Below are 21,990 nucleotides of genomic sequence, written 5' to 3'. Positions count from 1 at the left end.
CTCCGTTTCAGTGGACAGCCCCATGCTCGCGCCCAAAGCCCTTCTCGATGCCCTGAGCGACCAGGCCTCGCGCCTGTTCAGCAGCGATGCCGCCCAGCCCCGTGCGGAACTGGAAAGCCAGTTCAAAGTGTTGATGCAAGGTGCCTTCAGCAAGCTGGACCTAGTCAGCCGCGATGAATTTGACAGCCAGATGGTCGTACTGGCGCGCACCCGGGCACGCCTCGAAGCCTTGGAAAAACAGGTAGCCGAGCTGGAAGCCCGGCTGAACCCAACTTCACAGGATGAATGAATGCAGCCCTCCAGCGCATACTCGGTACTGTTGTTTTCCTACGGCACCTTGCAGGATAAAGCCGTGCAACTGGCCAACTTTGGCCGTGAGCTGAACGGCCAGGCCGACCGTATGCCTGGCTACCGCATGGACTGGGTCGAGATCACTGACCCGGACGTACTGGCGACCAGCGGCAAGACCCATCATCCCATCGTTTCCCCCAGCAGCCAGGCCAACGACAGCGTCGCCGGCATGGTCTTTCAGATCAGCGAAGACGAACTGGCAGCGGCGGACCGCTATGAAGTTGCCGACTACAAGCGCGTCGCTGTCACCCTTGCATCGGGCCTGACAGCCTGGGTTTACGTGCGCGCCTGAGCCCGTCCGATGCGGGTTGAACCCGCAACGACTCGGCGTGGGTAAAGGTCTGTTTCGGTGGTAGCTCACTTGCATGCAGTGTGCCGCGGAACAATGCCGCCCCGCACTGAGTAAACAACGTCTTTACCCGACTGTGCGAATTGAGGACCTGGGCCTGGATATCACCAATGGCCGAATCCCTCGGTTGCAAGCTGGCCGCTCGGTTGACCCATTGAATGGCGGCAAAGCGGCTTTGCTTGCGGGTGCCACGTCCCTGCATCCAGGCCAGCCCCAGTTCGGCGCTGGCACGCCCTGCAAGCCACGGGTCCGGGTGCTCGACCAGGCTCAGCAGGTAAGCAACCGCCTCACTTCGCTCCTGCGCCTCACCAAACCGGCGTAACAAAATCCCCAGGTGTAACCGCGCACACGCATTGGTCTGCCCGTAGCCCAGCGCGTCGACAAGCAGGCGTCTGACCGCCAGCATGGCACTGCGCTCGTTCAAATCCTCATCGCCGTCCATGCGCAGGCAGGCCAGGTTGTATTTGGCCTGCCTGCTGCCCGTCTCCACCGCACGCTGCAGCCAGTACCCGGCTGCCTCGTCATCCAGGTAATGCGCCGGGGTGTTGGCCAGGCCGCCATGGTGCAACTCATACAAGGCCAGGGCAGCACCCGGAAGGTTCAGTTCGGCGCAGCGTTCATACAGGTAGCAGGCCACTTCATGCCGGTTGGCTGCCCACAGCAATCGCGCCACTTCAAGCACTTCGAACCCCGGTGCCTGGCCCGCGAACTGGCGACTTACCGCCCGTTGCAACCATAGCCTTGCCTGCTCGGCCGAGCTTGGCAGCGCCCACAGCCCGAAACGGTGCCCGACAGCACGTAATGCACAGGCAGCAGCATGTGAAACGCCGTCACACAGGCGCTCAATGGCGCTGTGTAACAGTTGCCTCTCATCTGCCATGCCATTGCGCAGTATCAGCTCGGCCAAACAGCGAAACGGCACGCCCATGGCGCGGATGGCGCCGAGATCGGCATTGCACGCCAAGCTCGCGGCAAAGTCGCGCATAGCGCCAGCATGGTCGCCCGATACCCTGCTGCGCAGCGCCCCCCGCCATGCCAGAACGACAGCACGCTCCCTGGGCCTCAACGGGCGTTGTGACCAGTCTTCGAACACGTGCTGCCAGTCGGCGACGGCCTGCAACGGATCAGCCTGTGGCAGCATCAGCCGGCCTTCGACGGCCATCCAGTGCAGCGCATTACGCAAACGCTCGTCCCAGGTTGCGCACAACGGGCCATTGATCAACAGCTCGAACGCATCGAGGCTGCCGCCCCAGCGGGGCAGCAGGTACACAGCAAGGGCCTGGATCGCTTCGAAGCAGCCGGGGCGGGCGATCAGCGCATGGCGCAGCCAGTAATAGCGAGGGTCCTCGCTTTCATGGTCGACCCGCTTGCCCAGGTAGCGCGGCAGCGACTGAGGCAGCTCGGCCACGGGCAACAGCCCATGCCTCACCAGCAACGGCGCTGCAGCTTCCTGTACCTCTACATCGGCATGGGCACTGGGCCTGAAGCGTGCAGGCTCCCCCTGAAACAGTTGCAGCAACCAACCAGGCTCATGGAACTGCGCACTGATGCGCAGCATGCCAATGGCCGCTGCCACGGGGTGCGCAGAGCGGTCCATTGCAAGCAACAGGTGCGCGGTGGCGGATTCACAAATTTGCGCGACCGCCAGCAAGCGTGCAGCGTTGCGTGGGCCATCAACCTGCACCTGGCAGGCCCGGTGGAAGCAGTGCATACCCATTACCACTTGTGGGTGGTAAGCCCTGGGGCACGCGTCAATCCAGGCTCTGAGCACTTGGCTCAGGGCCCTGTCACTCAGGTTTTCCTGGTCGAGCAGCATGTGCCCCTCGATGGCCGCCAGGTAGGCCGGGAACTCGCCGGACGGGGCCTGACGCCACTGAGCCTCGAGCCTGTCGAAAAAGCGGTTGAGTTCAATGAATGCACTGGCCTGCACCAGTTCGCGGATTACCTGGCGCGTGCGGGCGAGCGTTTGCACGGAGCAATACCTCAAGTCCATTTGAAAGAAGACGCAGGGCCATCCCATGGCAACTGCGGTTACCCAACAACACTAAGTCATACCTGACGACTGCGCAAAACCTATTGGATCCATTTTTGCCGAAGCCCATAAAACCGCAGGGAAAACCCCTGCCCTGAAAAACCACGACGCACACTTGTTGCGCCTACCATGGCAGCACTGGCTATTCTTTGCCCAGCCGCAGGAAGCGGCATTTTCCAGCAACAACGGAGCGTTCATGTCCCTAGCCCTCGTCAACAGCCGCGCCCAGTTAGGCGTGCAGGCACCGGCGGTCAGCGTCGAAACCCACCTGACCAACGGCCTGCCTCATCTCACCCTGGTCGGCCTGCCGGAAACCACAGTCAAGGAAAGCAAGGACCGGGTGCGCAGCGCCATCGTCAACTCCGGGCTGAAGTACCCGCAGCGGCGCATTACCCAGAACCTCGCCCCCGCCGACCTGCCCAAGGATGGCGGCCGATATGACCTGGCCATCGCCCTGGGCATCCTCGCCGCCGACGGCCAGGTGCCGATTGCCACCCTGGCCGATATGGAATGCCTGGGCGAACTGGCGCTGTCGGGGAAATTGCGCCCGGTGCAGGGTGTGCTGCCTGCGGCACTGGCGGCACGCGAAGCAGGCCGGGCCCTGGTGGTACCACGGGAAAATGCCGAGGAAGCCAGCCTGGCCGGCGGGTTGGTGGTGTATGCGGTGGGCCACCTGCTGGAGTTGGTCGCCCACCTGAACGGCCAGGTGCCGCTGCCGCCCTACGCAGCCAACGGCCTGATCCTGCAGCAACGCCCCTACCCGGACCTGAGCGAAGTGCAGGGCCAACTGGCAGCCAAGCGTGCCTTGCTGCTGGCTGCGGCCGGGGCGCACAACCTGTTGTTCACCGGGCCGCCCGGCACCGGCAAAACCTTGCTCGCCAGCCGCCTGCCCGGGCTGCTGCCACCGCTGGACGAGCACGAAGCGCTGGAAGTGGCGGCAATCCAGTCGGTCAGCGGGAAATCGCCGCTGAACAGCTGGCCACAGCGCCCCTTTCGCCACCCCCATCACTCTGCGTCCGGCCCGGCGCTGGTCGGTGGCGGTAGCCGACCGCAACCAGGTGAAATCACGCTCGCCCATCACGGCGTGTTGTTTCTCGACGAACTTCCGGAGTTTGAGCGGCGCGTACTGGAAGTGCTTCGCGAGCCATTGGAGTCAGGTGAAATCGTGATTGCCCGTGCCCGCGACAAAGTGCGTTTCCCCGCGCGCTTCCAGCTGGTGGCGGCGATGAACCCCTGCCCTTGCGGCTACCTGGGCGACCCCACTGGCCGCTGCCGTTGCAGCACCGAGCAGATCGCGCGCTATCGCAACAAACTGTCCGGGCCACTGCTGGACCGCATCGACCTGCACCTGACCGTGGCTCGCGAGAGCACTACCTTGAACAACCAGCCTTGCGGTGAAACCAGTGCCGATGTGGCCGTCAGGGTGGCTGAAGCGCGGGAGCTGCAGCACAGGCGACAAGGGTGTGCAAATGCATTTCTCGACCTTGAAGGTTTAAGGCATCACTGTGGGTTGGTAGCGGCGGACCAGGTCTGGCTGGAAGGGGCCTGCGAGCGGCTGACCTTGTCGCTACGGGCGGCGCACCGGTTGTTGAAGGTGGCGCGGACGTTGGCGGACCTGGAGGGATGCGAGACGATTGGCCGGACGCACCTGGCCGAGGCCCTGCAGTACCGGCCGGGGAGCAGTTAGATTGCCAGGGCTGCTTTGCAGTCCCGAAAGCTGTCAGGTAACCCTGTTCCGCCAGATGAATCCGGAAACCGAGTAAACCCCAGGCCCTGTCAAAGCCAAGCCGCCATAAAGCGCCACCAGTAACCAGGCAAACTGGCCCTGCTCCAGTGTCCAGTCCGGGTGCACCACCACCAGCGCCACCAGCAACACCGCCAGCACGGGCAGGCAAGCCAGACGTGCAGCGATCCCCAGTAGCAGCAGCAGCGGGCAAACCACCTCGGCAAACACAGCCAAGGCCAAGGTCAGTGTCGCGCCCAGGCCGAAGGGGTCTTCGATGCGCTGCAATTCCTCGCTCCAGTCCAACAGCTTGGGCAGGCCGTGAATGAACAGCAACAACAAGGCAGCCGTTACCCGCATGAACAGCAGGCCGGTGGCGGTCAGGGTTGAGGGATGGGGGTCGAGAAAGGGTTTCAAGCGTGGCATGGCAAGGGGGCTCGCTAATCGATCAACCTGCGGAGCATTGCGCATTTATTCAGAGATTGATTGCGCAGGTGTGCTGAGAGGGGTCTTAAAGGAGAAGGCCTATTCGCGGGCGAGCCCGCTCCTACAATGACCACTTGGGCGTCAGGGGTTGTGATGCCCCTGCAGGCGCGGGTTTACCCGCGAAGAGGCCGGCATAGCCAATACCTCACTGACCGCCGGCCAAAGCCTCTTCAACCACCTTCAGCAGCACCTCTTCAGAAAACGGCTTGCCCAGGCAGGCCAGTGCCCCAAGGCCCATCGCTGCCCGTACCGAGCCATCATCCCAATGTGCCGACATGCAGATCACCGGCAAGCGCCTCCCCCGCTGTGCCAGCTCACGCTGTACCTCCAGCCCGCTCATCCCCGGCATCTTCAGGTCCAGCAACACACAACCCGCCTCGCCCGCCAGTGGCGAGGCCAGGAATGCGTGCCCGGCGGAAAACGACAAGGTCTCGAACCCCGCCGAGCGCAGCAGGTTGGCCAGGCTTTTGCGCACCGAGGCATCGTCGTCGACGATGCACACCCCTCTGTTCATGCGCCGCCCAGGCTCGCAGTCCGCGCTCCGAGGAGGTTGTGCATGGCCGCAAGCTCCAGCAGCGAGCGGGACTGCATCTTGTTCATGATGTTCTTCTTGTGCACCTTGGTCGTCACCTCGCTGGTGCCGATCTGCCTGGCGATCTGCTTGTGCGACAAGCCGCCTGCCACCAGCGAGAAGACCTGGCGCTCACGCTGAGTCAGGCGCAGGTACTTTTCCTCGACCTGCCGCGCCTGGAGCCACTTGCGGCCTTCGGCCACGGCCCGGGCGCGCACTGCCTGCAGCAGGGTCAGCAACTGGTCTTCATCGAACGGCTTGGTCAGAAACTCCACCGCGCCGGCGCGCATGGCCTGGACGGTCATCGGGATGGTGCCGAAACCAGTCATGAACACGATCGGCCAGGGCAGCGCAAGCCGGCACAGCGCATCCTGTACCTCCAGGCCGCTTGTGCCAGGCAAGTGCATGTCCAGCAGCAGGCAGGCACAGGGGGTTTCCAGGCGGGCCTCGAACAGCGCCTCGGCACTGGCAAACAAGTGGTGCGGAATGTCCTGCGAGCGCAACAGCCGGCCCAACGCGGTGCGCACCGATGGGTCGTCATCCACCACCAGCACCGGCACATTCACGCGCTCATCGAGCGGCTCGACAGTCTCGCCCAGGCTGCACAGCAATGACCTGCCCAGTGCCTGACCAGGCACCTCGAGGCTGATCTGCGCGGCCAGGCGATAGCCCCGGCGCGGCACGGTCTGGATCAGGCTACGGTCGCCAAAGGCCTTGCGCAGCAAGGACACCTGCACCTGCAAGTTATTGTCCTCGACCACCGTGCCGGACCACACCTGACTGAACAACTCGTCCTTGCCGACCACGCGGCCCTTGGCCCTGATCAGCGTGGCCAGCACGTCGAAAGCACGCCCACCCAACAGGATCGGCTTGCCGTCGACAAAGATTTCGCGCCGCTCCAGCGACACCTGGGCATTGCCTATTCGGATCATGGCTTCCTCGCGCGGGGACGGGCGTTTTCGCTGCCCTGGGCAGCCTAGGCCAGCGTGGCCGCTCAGGCAATTATCCCGAGGGATAGGTTGGCCAAAGGACTATACAAAAGCCCGCCAGCCCCAAGGGGACGATAACGGACAACAGCGTGCCCGTTCCTGCCAAGCAGGCTGTAACCCGCATCCATGCTGGGCCCGCTGCGTATACTCGCACCTCAGGAGTCGCTAGCGGGGGTGCTTTATGCTCGATGAACGCCTTGCCCACAGGCCCATCGATTACGACCAGTCAATCGACGAGGGCTGGCTGAAGCGGTGCGAGATCAGCGCGCTGGGCCAGGAAGGTGAACTCAGCTATTTCTGCCTGCGCGACTCAGCCACAAATCAGGCCTGGATCGCCGTGCGCGCGCCGCTCGAGGCCCCTTCCGCCTGTCAGCGCCTGGAACGTGACTACCGCCTGCAACTGGACCCACAGTGGGCGGTGATCCCCTCGGCGTTCGTGCGTTCGGCCGAAGGCCCGTTGCTGGTGTACCCGGCCGGACGCTCAGTCGCCGACCTGATTGCTGAAGGCCCTGCGGCGCTGGAGCCGTTTCTCGACATCGCGGTGAACGCTGCCCATGCGTTGGCGCAAGCGCACGAACGCAATGTGCTGCACGGTACATTGCAGCCTGAGCATGTGTACCTGCGCGCCCACCAGCGGGTGCGCCTGGGCTTCTTTCGCGCCGACCCGGCAGAGCGGATCAGCGAACAGGGCACCCCGCTCGGCAACTGGGCCTACCTGGCGCCGGAGCAGGTTTGCCCGCACGGTAGCAGCAGCGACCGGCGCAGTGACATCTATGCCCTGGGGGCAATCCTCTACCAGTTATTGGTAGGCGAGCTGCCGCTGGCCGGGCGCGACACCCAGCACTGGCGACAGCTGCATGCCGGCGTGCAGCCGCGGACGGCCGGCGAAGTGGACAGCAAGGTGCCGCCCCCCCTCAGCCTGGTCCTGGCAAAGGCCTTGGCCAAAGAGCCGGACGCCCGCTACCAGAGCGCGCGCGCCTTTGCAGTGGACTTGGCTCACTGCCAACGACAGTGGGCCGCCCACAAAACCATGGCACCCTTCACCCCAGGCTGCGCCGACCCGGTAGCACCCGACCACGTACACCTATATGGCCGCAGCGCCGAGCAAAAGGCTATCACCCTGCTGCTCAAGGCCTTGCATCGCGACAGCAAACCACAAGCCCTGGTCATCAACGGCGCTACTGGCATGGGCAAGTCGAGCCTGGTCAAAGCAGCTCTCAAGGACAACGCCGAAGGTTACTGGGCCGTCGGCACGTGCAACAGCCACGCCCAAGCAGTGCCCTACACGCCCTGGATCGAAATACTCGGTGCCCTGACTACCCAGTTGCTGGCCAAGAACAGTCAGGACCTCGTCACCCTGCGCCGCGAAATCCAGCGCCGTATCAAAGGTCACGGTCGTCTGCTCGGCAAGCTGGCCCCGGACCTGCAACTGATTCTCGGCCCCCTGCCCCAATTACCCGCCAAGCCCACGCGCCTTGTGTTGCAGAAGGAACTGCACGCGATCATTGAATTTCTGCAGGTTTTCAGCCGACCTGGCCAACCGCTGGTGCTGTTCTTCGACGACCTGCAGTGGGCCGACGACGCCACCCGGCACCTGTTGGCCCAACTGCTGGCTGAAGCGCCGGCCAACCTGCTGCTGATTTTCACCCGGTGCAACGATACGCCCACCACCAGTGCACCGCTGGCCATACCCGCAGCGGTGCGCAGCACCACGCTGAACCTGCGGCCGCTAGCCGTTGGAGCGGTGGCCGAGCTGATTGGCGAGCGCTTCCATGTTGCCCCCGAGGCCGCATTTCAACTGGCCGAGCGGGTGCATGGCAAGACGGCGGGCAACCCGTTTTTCATCAACCAGATTCTCAGGGCCATGGTCGAAGACCAGCTGTTTATCTTCGACACCCAGGCCATGCGCTGGTCATGGTGCCTGCAGGCCGTGGCCCGGCACTGCTACTCCGACAATGTCGCCGACCTGATGGTCCACCGCCTGGAGCGCCTGCCGGCACCGCAACGCGACCTGTTGCGGGTCGTCAGCGCGGCGGGCAGCCACTGCGATGAACACCTGCTCCGGCAAGTGCTCGCCCAACCGCCAGGCGAACCCTTGAAAGCCTTGATTGGCGCCGGCTTCCTGCAACCGGGCCAGAACGGCCTGGGCTTTACTCATGACCGGGTGATGGAGGCCGCTTATGCACTCACGCCCGTGCACCAGCGCGCCTCGCTGCATGCACGTATCGCCCTGGCCATGCGCCGGGCTTGGCCAGGCCACATGCACGAGGTGCTGTTCGAGCTCGCCAGCCAGCTACAACGCGCCACCCCATGCGGGTTTGCAGCGGATGACTGCGAAGCGTTCCTGCGGCTTTTACGCGAAGCCGCATCACGCGCACGCGACGCCGGCACCTTCGAGCAGGCCGCTGGCTACCTGCACACCGCCGAACAGTTGCTGCAGCACAGCGCCACGCTGGAAAGCCGCGCCACGCATGGCTTTGCCATCGCCTGCATGGCGACGGAGTGCGACATGCAACTGTCACGGACGCTCGCGGCCGAGGCCCGCCTCACTGAATGCCGCCAGCGTGCTCGCTCGGTGTTGGACCAGGCACGGGCGTGCCGGCTGCAGGCACTGTTGTACACCTTGCGCGGTGACTATCAGGCGGCCATCGACAGCGCCCTGGCCGGCCTGGACTTACTGGGTATCAGCCCGGTGCGGGGCCTCGACTGGCAACAGGTCGAGGCCAGTCATGCCCATGTGCAGGCGTTGATCGAACAGAAGGACCGGCATTGCCTGGAGTCACTGCCGCGCACCGACTCGGAGGAAGTGACGGTTGCCATCAGTCTGCTGGCCACTCTGTCATCATCATTCTTCGTGAAGGACGACATCAGCTTCCTGCACCTGGCCAAGCTCATGGAGTTATCGCTACTGCACGGCGTTGCCCCTGGCAGCACCTACGGCATGGCCTGGTACGGCGTGATGATTGCCGAGCGTTTTGGCGCTTACCATGATGGCCATGCCTGTTGCCTGGCCGCGCTCAAGCTGATCGAACGGCACGGTTTCGACGCTGATCTGACCAGCGCGCTGCTGGCCCTGGACCAGGTCAGCGCCTGGACCTCGCCCATGGAATTCGCCCGACGTACCGCGCTGGACGCGGTCGACTCGGCGCGCCTGAGCGGTGACCTGGCGATGAGCTGCTATGCCTGCAACCACCTGGTTTCAGATTCGCTGTTCATGGGCCGCTACCTGCCGGACGTGGTCGAGGAAGTGGCGCAAGGCCTGGCCACTGTGCGCCGCCACGGCTACGGCGATATCGAGCAGATCCTGCTGGCCCAGCAAGCGTTCGTCGCCAACCTGAGCGGCATGCCCTGCCCGGCCCCGGCCGCCGCCTCAAGGTCGCCCACCACGCGGTTCTTCCAACACCTGTTCGCCGCCATGTGCGCCTTCTACATGGGCAATATCCCGAAGGCCATGCGCGACCTGGCATTGGCCGGCGACAATACCTGGGCCGCACCCGCGCACATCAATCTGGCCGACTATCACCTGTTCCGCGGCCTGGCCCTGGGCAGCCCCGAGGCCCCGGGCAGTCTTGCCGACAAGCTGCGCCAGTTGCAGGCCCTGCGCGAGCGCTTCAGCCGCTGGGCCGGCTTCAACCCGGCCACCTTCCGCAGCAAGCAGTTGCTGATCGAGGGCGTCATCGCCAAGCTCGAAGGCGACGGCCTGGCCGCGATCCGCTGCTTTGACCAGGCGCAAATCGCCGCCACCGCTGCCGGTTTCATCCACGAGCAGGCACTGGCCCACGAACAGCTGGCCGAGGTGTGCATCCCCAGCGGCCTGATCTCCGGCGCCAACCTGCACCTGCGCATTGCCCGCGACTGCTTCCACATCTGGGGCGCGACCGGCAAGGTGCATCAGCTTGAGACGTTGCATCCGTTTTTGCGCACCCAGCCGATTCAGGAGACCTATCGCGCCACCCACCAGGCCAGGCTGGACCTCGAAGCCGGCATCGAAGCCGCGCGGGCGCTGTCCGAGGAAGTGCTGCTCGAAGGCCTGATCGAAACCCTGATGGGCCACCTGACCCAGCACTCCGGTGCCGACCATGGCGCGCTGCTGATTGTGAGTGGCGCCGAATTCCAGATGGCCGCCCTGGCCTACATCGACGATGCCGGGCTGCACGTGAGCATGGACAACTGCCAGAAGTTCATGACCCAGGCACCGCTGTCAGTCATCAACACCACCATGCGCACCCGCAAACCGCTGGTGCTCAACGATGCCCTCAGTGAGTGCCCGGAGGCCTTCCGCCAACAGCTGCAGGCGCGCAGCGCCCGCTCGGTGCTGTGCCTGCCGCTGGTGATCCAGGGCGTGCTGATCGGTCTGGTGTACCTGGAAAACCGCCTTGTGCCCAACCTGTTCGGCGGTCAGCGCCTGGCCATGCTGGAAATCCTCGCCTCACAGGCAGCGGTGTCGCTACAAACGGCCAAGTTCTACACACGCCTGGCCGAAGAAAACCAGATCCGCACCCAGATGGAGGCTGAATTGCGCCGCTCGCGTGCGGAACTGGCGCGCAGTGCGCACTTGCAGGCGATGAATGAGCTGTCAGCGTCCATCGCCCACGAGATCAGCCAGCCGCTCCTGGGCATCGCCTCCAATGCCGCGGCCAGCCTGCGCTGGCTGAAACGCGCCAAACCCGACCTGGAAGAAGCGATTGCCGGCCTGGAAGACATCCGCAACGACAGCGAACGAGCCGGCAACATCGTGCGGGCGCTGCGGTCCCTGGCCAAGCAGTCACCCATGCAACTCAAGGCGGTAAAGCTGGACGAAATGATTCGCGAGGTGGTGCGCCTGACCTCGGCCGACGCCGCCAAGGGCAAGGTGGATGTGCAGACACGGTTGAAGGCCGGGGTGTGCGTGATAGCCGACCCGGTGCAATTGCAGCAGTTGGTGTTCAACCTGATTACCAATGCCCTGGAGGCGTTGGCGGGGTATCGCTGTGACGGGGTGCTGAAGATTACGTCGGCGGTAGTCGAGGACGAGGTGGAGATCTGCGTGGACGACAACGGGCCGGGGATCGCGGCGGACGAGCGTGAGCGCGTATTCGATGCGTTTCATACCACCAAGACCGGTGGCATGGGGATGGGCTTGGCGATCTGCAGTTCGGTCGCTCAGGCCCACGGCGGGCAGCTGCAGGCGCTGGTGTCGCAGTTGGGTGGATGCCGAATTCGTTTCAGTCTGCCTGTGAATCACGCATAGCCTGTGCCGGCCTCTTCGCGGGTTTACCTGCGAAGAGGCCGATTCAGGTTTACTTCAACGCGAGGCCAGCGCTGCGTAGCTGTTCATCAGGTTGCGATAGTTGGGGATACGCTGCGACAGCAGGTTACCCAGCCCTTCGATGTCGTTGCGCCAGTCGCGGTGCAGTTCGCAGGCCACCGAGAACCAGTTCATCATCTGCGCACCCGCCTGGGTCATGCGTACCCAAGCTGCTTGCTGCACGGTTTCGTTGAAGGTGCCCGAGGCATCGGTCACCACGAACACTTCAAAACCTTCCGCCAGCGCCGACAGGGTCGGGAAGGCCACGCACACATCGGTCACCACACCGGCGATGATCAGTTGCTTGCGGCCCGTGGCCTTGATTGCCTTGACGAAGTCTTCGTTGTCCCAGGCGTTGATCTGGCCGGGACGGGCAATGTACGGCGCATCCGGGAACATCTCTTTCAGCTCAGGCACCAGCGGGCCATTCGGGCCTTGCTCGAAGCTGGTGGTGAGGATGGTCGGCAGGCCAAAGAACTTGGCCAGATCGCCCAGGGCCAGCACGTTGTTCTTGAATTCGTTGGGCGAAAAATCCTGCACCAGCGAGATCAGACCGGTCTGGTGGTCGACCAGCAGCACCACGGCGTCGTCTTTGTTCAGGCGCTTGTAATCGGGTTGGCTCATGGGGTGACTCCTTGGGTTGGGATAACGGGCCGGCACTGTCCGCAGGGGGTTATACCGGTGGATAGCTTCGGCTTAAGAAAGTACCTGCGCCTGCCGCCAGGCCTTGGGTGGCTGGCCGACCAGGCGGCTGAAAGCGCGGGTGAAATGGGCTTGGTCACAAAAGCCGCATTCCAGGCTCACGTGGGTGATAGGCGCCTCGGTGGCAAGCAAGCGCTTGGCCTTTTCCATGCGCGCCAGCAGGCGCCAGGCCTGCGGCGAAAGGCCGGTGTTGACTTTGAAGGCGCGGGAAAAATGGCTGCGGGTAAGGTTGCATACCGCGGCGATTTCGATGATCGACAACGGGCTATGCAACATCAGCTCCTTGGCCCGGCGCAGCCGCGCGGGCGTGAGTGCACCGGGGGTTTGCAGCGGCGCTTCGGGCGTCCCAGGGTACATGGCGACTCTCCTGTTCAATACGGAAAGTCTCGCCCCCGGCACATGACGAAGTCCTGAGCCAAACCTGAATTGTTGTTAATTGTGTGCTGCTGGCCCTGGGCGTTTTGCCGATACCTTAAGATGCGTTTCGTATTCAGCTTCTGGCCGCTACCCGCGGCCGGCATTCAAGGCGAAAGAGGTATGCAGGAAAAACCCGCCCACCGCACCGTGGCCATGGTGCTGTTCAATGATGTGCTACTGCTGGATGTCACCGGCCCCATGGATGCATTCGCCATCGCCAACCGGTTCTTGCCTGAAGCACGGCAATATCGGCTGCTGACCTTGGCCGAGGGGCAGGCAGTGGTACGCGGCTCATGCGGTCTGAAGGTCGTGGCAGACCGGCGCCTGGAAGACTTGCCGGAGGCCGTCGATCTGTTGCTGGTGCCGGGCGGCCCCGGGGCCTATGACATCGCCCTGCCAGGGATCGAGCGCTGGCTGCCCAAGGCCGTGCGCCAGGCGAAGCGCTTCGGTGCCATCTGCACCGGTGTGTTCCTGCTGGGGCGGGCCGGGTTACTGAATGGCTATCGCTGCACCACCCACTGGAATTACGTGGAGCGCCTGGCACAGGCGTTTCCCGAAGCCAAGGTGGAGACCGAGCAGATCTACGTGATGGACCGCTGCCTGATCACCTCGGGCGGTATCACTGCAGGGATCGACCTGGCACTGGCGGTGGTCGCCGAGGACCATGGCAAGGCGCTGGCCCTGGAAGTGGCCAAGGTACTGCTGGTTGCCCGCCACCGTCAGGGCGGGCAGACACCCTACGGGCCGTTGCTGGCTGCGGTACCACGCGATGACTCGCCGATTGCCCGGGTACAGGCCTATATCGTCGACCACATCGAGCAGGCGTTCACCGTGCAGAAAATGGCCGAACTGGTGGCCATGAGCGGGCGCAACTTTGCCCGGACGTTTCAGCGTGAGGTGGGCATTACGCCGCTGCAGTACCTGCAGAATGCGCGCATCGATCGTGCGCGCAAGCTGCTCGAATGCGGTGACCTGCCGATGAAGGTGGTGGCGGCGCAGTGCGGGTTTGGCAGTGACCGACACATGCGCAAGGTATTCTTTGAGCGAATTGGCATGACGCCGGCGCAGTATCGGGCACAGTTTGGTGGCGGTGAACAGTCGGATTAGCGCTGCCTTCTTCGCGGGCGCGCCCGCTCCCACAGAGATAGCACAGGCCTTGAGGCCAAGTAAGCGCCGGCACCGATTGTCACCCTGAACAGGACAATGTTTCTTCCCGTGAGACGATTGTCTGACGCCACCCTACCCCTCAGAATTGTCCGTCAAACTGTTCGAACGCTGCCCCGGCAGCTCATGGAGTACGAGCCAATGCCACACGAAGGCAGCCTTCTACAAACCGCGGTGATCTTCCTGCTAGCCGCCGTCCTCGCCGTCCCCCTGGCCAAGCGCCTGCAACTGGGTGCCGTGCTCGGCTACCTGCTCGCCGGTGTGGTCATCGGCCCGCAAGCACTTGGCCTGATCCGCGACACAGAAAGCGTGGCGCACATTTCCGAACTGGGCGTGGTCTTGCTGCTGTTCATCATCGGCCTGGAACTGTCACCCAAACGCTTGTGGCTGATGCGCAAGTCGGTGTTTGGTGTCGGCACTGCCCAAGTGGTGCTGACCGGCGCAGTCATCGGCGCCATCGCCCTGTTCGGCTTCAGCCAGACGCTGCCAGCAGCCATCGTGCTCGGCCTGGGCCTGGCGCTTTCATCCACCGCCCTTGGCCTGCAGAGCCTGGCCGAGAGCAAGCAGCTCAATGCACCGCACGGCCGTCTGGCGTTCGCCATCCTGTTGTTCCAGGATATCGCCGCGATTCCGCTGATCGCCTTGGTACCGCTGCTGGCCGCCAGTGGCCCGGACACCAGCCAAGGCGACAGCCTTCAACACGGCCTGAAGGTATTCGCCAGCATCGCCGTGGTGATCATCGGCGGTCGCTACCTGTTGCGCCCGGTGTTCCGCACCGTGGCTCGCACCGGCCTGCCGGAAGTGTCTACTGCCACCGCACTGCTGGTGGTGATCGGCACCGCCTGGCTGATGGAAGAAGCGGGTATCTCCATGGCCCTTGGCGCTTTCCTCGCCGGCCTGCTGCTGGCCGACTCGGAATACCGTCACGAGCTGGAGTCGCAGATCGAACCCTTCAAGGGCTTGCTGTTGGGGCTGTTCTTCATCAGCGTGGGCATGGGCGCCAACCTGCGCCTACTGCTGGAAATGCCACTGGTGGTGCTGGGCCTGACCCTGTTGCTGGTGGCCGTGAAGCTGCTGTTGCTGATAGCCGTCGGCCGCTTGGTCGGCGGCCTGAACAGCGCCAGCGCCCTGCGCCTGGGCATGGTGCTGGCGGCCGGTGGCGAGTTCGCCTTCGTGGTGTTCAAGCTGGGCAAGGACCAGGGCCTGTTCGACACCCAGACCTACGACCTGCTGCTGATGACCATTACCCTGTCAATGGCCATCACCCCGCTGCTGATGCTGGGTTGCGCCCGCGCCCTCAAGCGCCCGCAACCGGTGCGTGAAGTGCCCGAGCAGTACAAGCAGATCCAGACGGATACACCGCGGGTGGTGATCGTCGGCATGGGCCGCATGGGCCAGATCGTCGCGCGCATCCTGCGGGCACAGAAGATCCCGTTCGTTGCCCTGGAAACCTCGGTGGACACCATCGAGATGACCCGCATGTTCGAACAGGTGCCGGTGTTCTACGGCGACCCGCTGCGCCCGGAGGTGTTGCACGCCGCCAAGGTGGGTGAAGCGGAGTATTTCATCATCACCATTGATGACCCTGAAGCCGCCATTCATACCGCCGCACGGGTGAAGCGCCTGTACCCTCACCTGAAGGTGCTGGCCCGGGCGCGTAACCGCCAGCATGTGCACAAATTGGCGGATGTGGGCGCCGAGCCGATTCGCGAGACGTTCTACTCCAGCCTGGAAATGACCCGCCGGGCACTGGTGGGGTTGGGCCTGAGCGATGAACAGGCGGCGGACCGCATTGCACGGTTTACCCAACATGACGAAGAGGTGCTGGAGGCCCAGGGGCAAGTGCGTGATGACCGGGCCAAGGTGATGCAGACGGCCAAGGAGGCGCGGGTGGAGCTGGAGCGGTTGTTTGATTCGGATGCGGACTGAGGCCTTTTGGCGCATGCCTTGAGGGTTGTAGTGCCCGTGAGATCGAGCGCCGCGCGGGCGGCGCTCGATCTCATGGGCGCCCAAAAACTATCGCCAGGCACCTGGAGGCCATCCTGCAATGTCCTGACGATCACCTCGCCGCCATGACGCGAACACACAAAAACCATCACAAATCGTCTAATTCTCAGCTGGGTCCTACTTCCCCGCGAACCATTTCCTACGTTCACGCCAATCCCAAGGAATTATCCTACACACCGTGTCGACGCCCGTCTGATTGTCCAGGGAAGGCCTGCTCTCTAGGCTAACCGGGTCGCTGTCGGTTCAGCGATCGGGTGTGGAAACCCGGATGTGATGAAGGGCTGCCGTTATGGCAGTTGTGCGCGTGAGGCCGTTTGGCCTACCGGCTTGCCTTCTCCCCGGTTTTCCACCCCGCGCACAACTGCCGCCTTCTGCGTGGAAACGGGTGGTTGCAGTTCAATCCTGGAGAAGGAATTGCCATGAAAAGAATCGTCCCCGATCCACCCCTCCCCAACACCACACAACGCTCTTTCAGCCGCTGCGATGCCGGCCATCCCCCATTGTTCACCGTAAACCCAGGCGTTTCCGCCCACGATGCCCTGGTGCATGTCGCCCAATACCTGCGCGGTGCCTACGACTGTGGCTACAAAGCCTTGGAACATCTGGATGACACAGGCAAGAGCCTGTTCTGGAGCAACCTGAACGCACTCGAAATGGCAGAAGGGTTGGTTGAGGCATTGCTGGATGGGATTGAGTCACAGCCCATGAACTGAGTCGCCTGTATCGGCCTCTTCGCGGGTGAACCCGCTCCCACAGAGTCCTCGTCGACACGGGTGTCAGTACCAACCACAGAAAAGGGCCACTGTTTCCAGTGGCCCATCAGATGCTCGATATTCATATGCACACCTCAAGCCGGGGTGTGGAGGTCTCACCCTACACTGATGATTCAGCCATCGATGGGGTTCCTGATCCAGTTACTGCCGCTGAGTGACAACTGGCTTCGCGCTCGGGTGAAACGCTAACAATGCCGCCAATACAGGTCAACGACTGGAACAAAGCGCAACAAAAAAACCGGCTCCCTACAGAGAGAGCCGGCCTTTGTGCGCGTTGCTGATGGTTGATTACTTACCCGCAGTCAGCGCGTTATAGCTGGTAATCAGGTTGCGATAATCCGGAATGTGGTTGGAGCAGAGTGCAGCCAGCCCTTCGACATCGTTGCGCCAGTCGCGGTGCAGCTCGCAGGCCACGCCGAACCAGGTCATCAGTTGGGCACCCGCCTGGCTCATGCGGTCATGGGCAGCATCGCGGGTCATTTCATTGAAGGTGCCGGAAGCATCGGTCACCACGAACACCTCAAATTCTTCCTCCAAGGCCGACAGCGCCGGGAACGCCACGCAAACCTCAGTCACAACACCTGCAATGATCAGCTGCTTCTTGCCGGTCGCCTTCACCGCCTTGACGAAGTCCTCGTTGTCCCAGGCGTTGATCTGGCCAGGGCGGGCAATGTACGGGGCATCTGGGAACAGGGCTTTCAGTTCCGGCACCAGCGGGCCGTTGGGGCCTTGCTCGAAGCTGGTGGTGAGGATGGTCGGCAGGTTGAAGAACTTGGCCAGGTCAGCCAGCGCCAGCACGTTGTTCTTGAACTTGTCCGGCTCGATATCGCGCACCAGCGACAGCAGGCCAGCCTGGTGGTCAACCAGCAGTACGGCAGCGTCGTCTTTGTTCAGGCGGTTGTAGGTGAATTTGCTCATGGTCTGTGCTCCTAAGGGTTATGAATTTTTCAGCAATCCGGGGTGTTTCGCGTTGATGGGCACAGATTAAAATCATCACCTTTGCGGCGGTAGTTAGCAGAATCTGGCTTTAGCGTTCTGATTTATGAACGATGGATTTGTAGGGGCTGTGCCGGCCTCTTCGCGGCTAAAGCCGCTCCTACAAGCGAAGAGGCCGGCACAGGCAACCAAATACCTGGAGACCGATCATTGGAAGACCTCAACTCCCTCTACTACTTCACCCAGGTCGTCGAACATGGCGGCTTCGCCCCGGCCGGGCGGGCGCTGGACATGCCCAAGTCGAAGCTCAGCCGGCGAATCGCCGACCTTGAAGACCGCCTGGGTGTGCGGCTGTTGAACCGCACCAGCCGCCACTGCTCGCTGACCGAAATCGGCCAGGCCTATTACAACCGCTGCCTGGCCATGCGCGTGGAGGCCGAGGGCGCGGCGGAAATCATCGAGCGCAACCGCAGTGAACCGCGCGGCCTGGTGCGCATCAGTTGCCCGACCACCCTGCTCAACTCCTGGGTCGGGCCGATGCTGACCCGCTACATGCTCAAGTACCCGCAGGTGGAGCTGTTCATCGAAAGTACCAACCGCCGTGTCGACCTGTTGCACGAGGGCTTCGATATTGCTCTGCGGGTGCGCTTTCCGCCGCTGGAGAACACTGACATGGTGATGAAGGTGCTGAGCAACAGCACCCAGTGCCTGGTCGGTCAACCTCAATACCTGGCGCAACTGCCCAAAGGCTTTGATCCGCAGCTGCTGGGCACGCTACCCAGCGTGCATTGGGGCAGTGCCCAGCGCGAGTACCAGTGGGAACTGTTCCAGGGTGAGGACAACAGCCGCAGCATCGTCATCCCGCATACACCACGCATGGTGACTGATGACCTGTTTGCCTTGCGCCACTTCGTGGTAGCCGGAGTGGGGATTGCACACTTGCCGCGGGTGGCGGTGCGTGAGGACCTGGCGGCAGGACGCCTGGTTGAGCTGATTCCAGACTGGCACCCGCGTTGCGGTATCGTGCATGCGATCTTCCCATCGCGACGTGGGTTGCTGCCTTCGGTGCGAGCGCTTATCGATCATCTGGCTGAGGAGTTCGCCATCAGCGACATGGCTTGAGTGCCTGGCTGGCTGAGCCGGCCTCTTCGCGGGCCTGCCCGCGCCCACAGGTACTGCACAAGGCTCGGGGCCGGTGGTGGCCCTGTAGGAGCGGCTTTAGCCGCGAATGGGCCGGTACAGGTAATGCAAATCCCCACCCAGCACACCCTTACAAGACCTTGGGTCTACGCTTCTTCCACACTTCCGGATCATCCCCCGGAGCCCCTCATGATCCGCGCCACTCACGGACCAGGCCGCGCCCTGCTCGCCACCCTCGCCCTCTGGCCGGCGCTGAGCCACGCCGAGGCGCACGGCTGGTCGCTGCTCAGCCGCAACTATTTCCTGCACAGTGACTTCCGATCGCCCTCCGGCAGCGGCCAGAACTACCGCCAGGAATGGGCCCAAGGCTTCATCGGCGAGGTGCGTTCCGGTTTCACCGAAGGCACTGTCGGCGTCGGCATCGATGCCCATGGCTTTCTTGGCCTCAAGCTCGACGGCGGCCGCGGCCATAGCGGCACCGGCCTGCTGCCACGCGACAGCGATGGCCGCGCCGAGTCCGAGTACTCCAGCGCCGGTGCCGCGCTCAAAATGCAGTTAGGCAACACCCAACTGCGCTATGGCGAGATGATGGTGGAAACCCCGGTGTTCGACACCGGTGACAAACGCCTGCACCCGGAATACGCCACCGGCTGGTGGGTGGAAAACACCGACCAGCCCGACTGGCGCCTGCAGGCCGGGCGTTTCACTGCCTTCAACAACCAGGACAACAGCTCCACCCACGACGACTTCAGCGGCTACGGCGCGACCACCCACAACCGGGCCATCAGCCTGGCCGGTGCCACCTTCGCACCCAACGGGCCGTTCGGCGCCGCACTGTATGCCGGGCAGCTGGAAAACACCTGGCGCCAGGCCTACCTCAACCTGAACGTGGCCGAGGGCAACTGGCGCCTGGACGGCAACCTGTACAAAACCCGCGATACCGGCAACGCCAGCGCCGGGGCGATCGACACCCTCGCCTACAGCCTGCTGGCCAGGTACAGCTTCGGCGCCCAGGCGCTGAGCGTGGCCTACCAGAAGGTCGAGGGCGACACACCGTTCGACTTCGTCGGCGGCGACTCCATCTACCTGGCCAACGCGATCAAGTACGCCGACTTCAACGGCCCTGGCGAGCACTCGTGGCAACTGCGCTATGACCTGAACTTCGCCACCCTGGGCGCACCTGGCCTGAGCCTGATGGGCCGCTATGTCAGCGGCCGCGGCATCGACGGCAGCCATGCGCCTGCGGGCGGCGCCTATGTGAACCAGTACGGCGACGGCGGCAAGCACTGGGAACGCGACATCGACCTGAAATACGTGGTGCAGTCGGGGGCTGCCAAGGACCTGAGCCTGTCGTTCTCCCACGTCAGCCACCGCGCCAACCAGGCCCAGGCGGGCAATGATATCGACCGCATCTACCTGATCATCGAATACCCACTCAAAGGCAGCTTCTGACATGAGTACATCCCCTTCAGGTGCCTGGAGCCCGTTGCGTAACACCACCTTCCGCATGCTGTGGATCGCCACCATCGCCTCCAACATCGGCACCTGGATGCACGAGGTGGGCGCCGGCTGGCTGATGACCACGCTGTCGGCCAGCCCGCTGCACGTGGCGTTGATCCAGGTAGCCGGCTCGTTGCCGATGTTCTTCCTGGCCCTGCCGGCGGGCGCAGCGGCGGACATCGTCGACAAACGCCGCTACCTGTTGCTGGTGCAACTGTGGATGTCTTGCGTAGCGGTCGTGCTGGCGGCCCTGACCTTGCTCGGGATGATGAACGTCACCTTGCTGCTGGTGCTGACCCTGGCACTGGGCATCGGCACAGCGCTGATGATGCCGGCGTGGAGCGCACTGACACCGGAACTGGTGGGCAAGGAGGACCTGGCCAACGCGGTGGCGCTTTCCAGTGTCGGCATCAACGTGTCACGGGCCATCGGCCCGGCACTGGCGGGGGTGGTGGTGAGCATGGTCGGCCCGTGGCTGACCTTTGCCCTGAATGCCATCTCGTTTGCGGGTGTGATCCTGGTGTTGTTCCTGTGGAAGCGCGAGGTGAAGGAACCACTGCTGCCGGCCGAACGCTTCGTTGGCGCCATGCGCACTGGGCTGCGCTTTGCCCGCAGCGCCAAGCCTTTGCAGGCCGTGATGCTACGCGCGTTGGCGTTCTTTTTCTGCGCCAGCGCCGGCACTTCGCTGCTGCCGCTGATCGTGCGTGGCGAGATGCGCGGCACCGCAGCAGACTTCGGCCTGCTGCTGGCGGCCATCGGTATTGGCGCAGTGGCGGGTGCCACCTTGCTGCCGCGCCTGCGTGAGCGCATCAGCCGTGACCGGCTGGTGTTACTGGCCAGCCTGCTGTATGCCCTGTTCCTGCTGGCCCTGGCGCTGGTGCGAAACTTCTATGCGCTGCTGCCCGCGATGCTGCTCAGTGGCGCGGCGTGGATCGCGGTGCTGTCCAACCTGCAGGTGGCTGCACAGACTTCGGTGCCCGCCTGGGTACGGGCGCGGGCTTTGTCGGTATACATTCTGATTTTCTTCGGCGCCATGGCCTGTGGCGGCCTGCTGTGGGGCACACTGGCCAGCCATGCAACGATCACCTTCAGCCTGCTGCTGGCCGCAGGCGGCCTGGCGCTGGGCACCTTGCTGACCTGCAAGGTGACGCTGCCGGAAACCGAGGCAGAAGAGCTGACGCCGTCGCTGCATTGGCCGGTGCCGGTGCTCAGCGATGACATGGACAAGGAAGTCGGACCGGTGATGGTCACCGTCGAGTACCACATTGCCCCCACCAAGGCCGAGGCCTTCCAGCAGGCGGCGCGGGAGCTGGAAGCGATGCGCAAGCGCAACGGCGCATTGTCGTGGGGGTTGATGCGGGACAGTGCTGATCCGGCGTTGTGGCTGGAGTTCTTTTTCGAGGAATCGTGGCTGGAGCATCTGCGGCATCACCACCGGGTGACCCGTGGTGAACTGAAGATCGAGGCGCGGGTCAGGATGCTGCAGACCGATGGGGTTGAAGTGCGGATTCGGCATTTGTTGGCTGGCGGGGAGCATAAGGCTCACCATTGATGCTGGCCTTG

Annotated in this window: 17 protein-coding genes; 10 read left to right on the top strand and 7 right to left on the bottom strand. The window is 63.5% G+C overall.

Annotated features, from left to right (window positions below; all coding sequences use genetic code 11):
• Nucleotides 1–22 precede the first annotated feature (22 nt).
• On the top strand, nt 23–289 hold the full coding sequence (locus ACF8Q6_RS07190; RefSeq protein WP_003253640.1) for an accessory factor UbiK family protein: 267 nt from the start codon (nt 23–25) through the stop codon (nt 287–289).
• Entirely contained in the window at nt 290–643 is a 354-nt protein-coding gene (locus ACF8Q6_RS07185) for a gamma-glutamylcyclotransferase family protein (protein WP_012054068.1), read from the top strand.
• Here ACF8Q6_RS07185 and ACF8Q6_RS07180 read toward each other — a convergent pair.
• On the bottom strand, nt 597–2,672 hold the full coding sequence (locus ACF8Q6_RS07180) for a DUF4034 domain-containing protein (RefSeq protein ID WP_392490569.1): 2,076 nt from the start codon (nt 2,670–2,672) through the stop codon (nt 597–599). The genes ACF8Q6_RS07185 and ACF8Q6_RS07180 overlap by 47 nt on opposite strands.
• A gap of 256 nt (nt 2,673–2,928) precedes the next feature.
• Here ACF8Q6_RS07180 and ACF8Q6_RS07175 point away from each other — a divergent pair, with 256 nt between their 5' ends.
• Nucleotides 2,929–4,419, top strand: coding sequence for a YifB family Mg chelatase-like AAA ATPase (locus tag ACF8Q6_RS07175; protein WP_392490570.1), 1,491 nt, complete (start codon nt 2,929–2,931; stop codon nt 4,417–4,419).
• A gap of 33 nt (nt 4,420–4,452) precedes the next feature.
• Here the strand turns inward: ACF8Q6_RS07175 and ACF8Q6_RS07170 are convergent, their stop codons facing one another.
• From ACF8Q6_RS07170 to ACF8Q6_RS07160, 3 genes are all read right to left on the bottom strand, one after another.
• Nucleotides 4,453–4,881 (bottom strand): DoxX family protein, encoded by a 429-nt coding sequence (locus ACF8Q6_RS07170; protein WP_014861342.1) that lies wholly within the window; start codon nt 4,879–4,881, stop codon nt 4,453–4,455.
• A gap of 205 nt (nt 4,882–5,086) precedes the next feature.
• Complete coding sequence (locus ACF8Q6_RS07165) at nt 5,087–5,455, bottom strand: response regulator transcription factor (RefSeq protein WP_012054073.1); 369 nt, start codon at nt 5,453–5,455, stop codon at nt 5,087–5,089.
• Nucleotides 5,452–6,444, bottom strand: coding sequence for a response regulator (locus ACF8Q6_RS07160; RefSeq protein ID WP_392490571.1), 993 nt, complete (start codon nt 6,442–6,444; stop codon nt 5,452–5,454). Before ACF8Q6_RS07160 ends, ACF8Q6_RS07165 begins: the two co-directional genes overlap by 4 nt.
• A gap of 238 nt (nt 6,445–6,682) precedes the next feature.
• Between ACF8Q6_RS07160 and ACF8Q6_RS07155 the strand changes: the two genes are divergently transcribed.
• On the top strand, nt 6,683–11,731 hold the full coding sequence (locus ACF8Q6_RS07155) for an AAA family ATPase (protein WP_392490572.1): 5,049 nt from the start codon (nt 6,683–6,685) through the stop codon (nt 11,729–11,731).
• A gap of 54 nt (nt 11,732–11,785) precedes the next feature.
• Here the strand turns inward: ACF8Q6_RS07155 and ycaC (ACF8Q6_RS07150) are convergent, their stop codons facing one another.
• Together ycaC (ACF8Q6_RS07150) and ACF8Q6_RS07145 are read right to left on the bottom strand one after the other, a co-directional pair.
• The gene (gene ycaC, locus ACF8Q6_RS07150; protein WP_003253573.1) at nt 11,786–12,412 is read right to left on the bottom strand and encodes an isochorismate family cysteine hydrolase YcaC; all 627 of its coding nucleotides are present in this window, start codon (nt 12,410–12,412) and stop codon (nt 11,786–11,788) included.
• Between the two features lie 72 nt (nt 12,413–12,484).
• Nucleotides 12,485–12,847, bottom strand: a complete 363-nt coding sequence (locus ACF8Q6_RS07145) for an AraC family transcriptional regulator (protein ID WP_012054076.1) — start codon at nt 12,845–12,847, stop codon at nt 12,485–12,487.
• 180 nt (nt 12,848–13,027) lie between these two features.
• Here ACF8Q6_RS07145 and ACF8Q6_RS07140 point away from each other — a divergent pair, with 180 nt between their 5' ends.
• The 3 genes from ACF8Q6_RS07140 (at nt 13,028) to ACF8Q6_RS07130 (ending at nt 16,791) form a co-directional block, all read left to right on the top strand.
• Nucleotides 13,028–14,014: a GlxA family transcriptional regulator gene (locus ACF8Q6_RS07140; RefSeq protein ID WP_392490573.1), complete on the top strand. Its 987-nt coding sequence runs from the start codon at nt 13,028–13,030 to the stop codon at nt 14,012–14,014.
• Between the two features lie 198 nt (nt 14,015–14,212).
• Nucleotides 14,213–16,000 (top strand): monovalent cation:proton antiporter-2 (CPA2) family protein, encoded by a 1,788-nt coding sequence (locus ACF8Q6_RS07135; RefSeq protein ID WP_392490574.1) that lies wholly within the window; start codon nt 14,213–14,215, stop codon nt 15,998–16,000.
• Between the two features lie 497 nt (nt 16,001–16,497).
• Nucleotides 16,498–16,791, top strand: a complete 294-nt coding sequence (locus ACF8Q6_RS07130) for a hypothetical protein (protein ID WP_012054079.1) — start codon at nt 16,498–16,500, stop codon at nt 16,789–16,791.
• 348 nt (nt 16,792–17,139) lie between these two features.
• Here ACF8Q6_RS07130 and ycaC (ACF8Q6_RS07125) read toward each other — a convergent pair whose 3' ends face one another.
• On the bottom strand, nt 17,140–17,769 hold the full coding sequence (gene ycaC / locus ACF8Q6_RS07125) for an isochorismate family cysteine hydrolase YcaC (protein ID WP_019752773.1): 630 nt from the start codon (nt 17,767–17,769) through the stop codon (nt 17,140–17,142).
• 228 nt (nt 17,770–17,997) lie between these two features.
• On the opposite strand from ycaC (ACF8Q6_RS07125), the gene ACF8Q6_RS07120 reads away from it, so the two are divergent.
• The 3 genes from ACF8Q6_RS07120 to ACF8Q6_RS07110 all read left to right on the top strand — a co-directional run bounded on the left by ACF8Q6_RS07120 (nt 17,998) and on the right by ACF8Q6_RS07110 (nt 21,979).
• Entirely contained in the window at nt 17,998–18,909 is a 912-nt protein-coding gene (locus ACF8Q6_RS07120) for a LysR substrate-binding domain-containing protein (protein ID WP_010955764.1), read from the top strand.
• 207 nt (nt 18,910–19,116) lie between these two features.
• Entirely contained in the window at nt 19,117–20,379 is a 1,263-nt protein-coding gene (locus ACF8Q6_RS07115) for an OprD family porin (protein WP_392489805.1), read from the top strand.
• Between the two features lies 1 nt (nt 20,380).
• Complete coding sequence (locus ACF8Q6_RS07110; protein ID WP_161773557.1) at nt 20,381–21,979, top strand: MFS transporter; 1,599 nt, start codon at nt 20,381–20,383, stop codon at nt 21,977–21,979.
• Nucleotides 21,980–21,990: the final 11 nt, after the last annotated feature.

It is taken from the genome of Pseudomonas sp. GLN_2 (assembly GCF_043106005.1).
GTDB lineage: Bacteria > Pseudomonadota > Gammaproteobacteria > Pseudomonadales > Pseudomonadaceae > Aquipseudomonas > Aquipseudomonas alloputida.
Note: the sequence above shows the minus strand (reverse complement) of the source record. Positions and strands in the feature narration are given on the sequence as shown.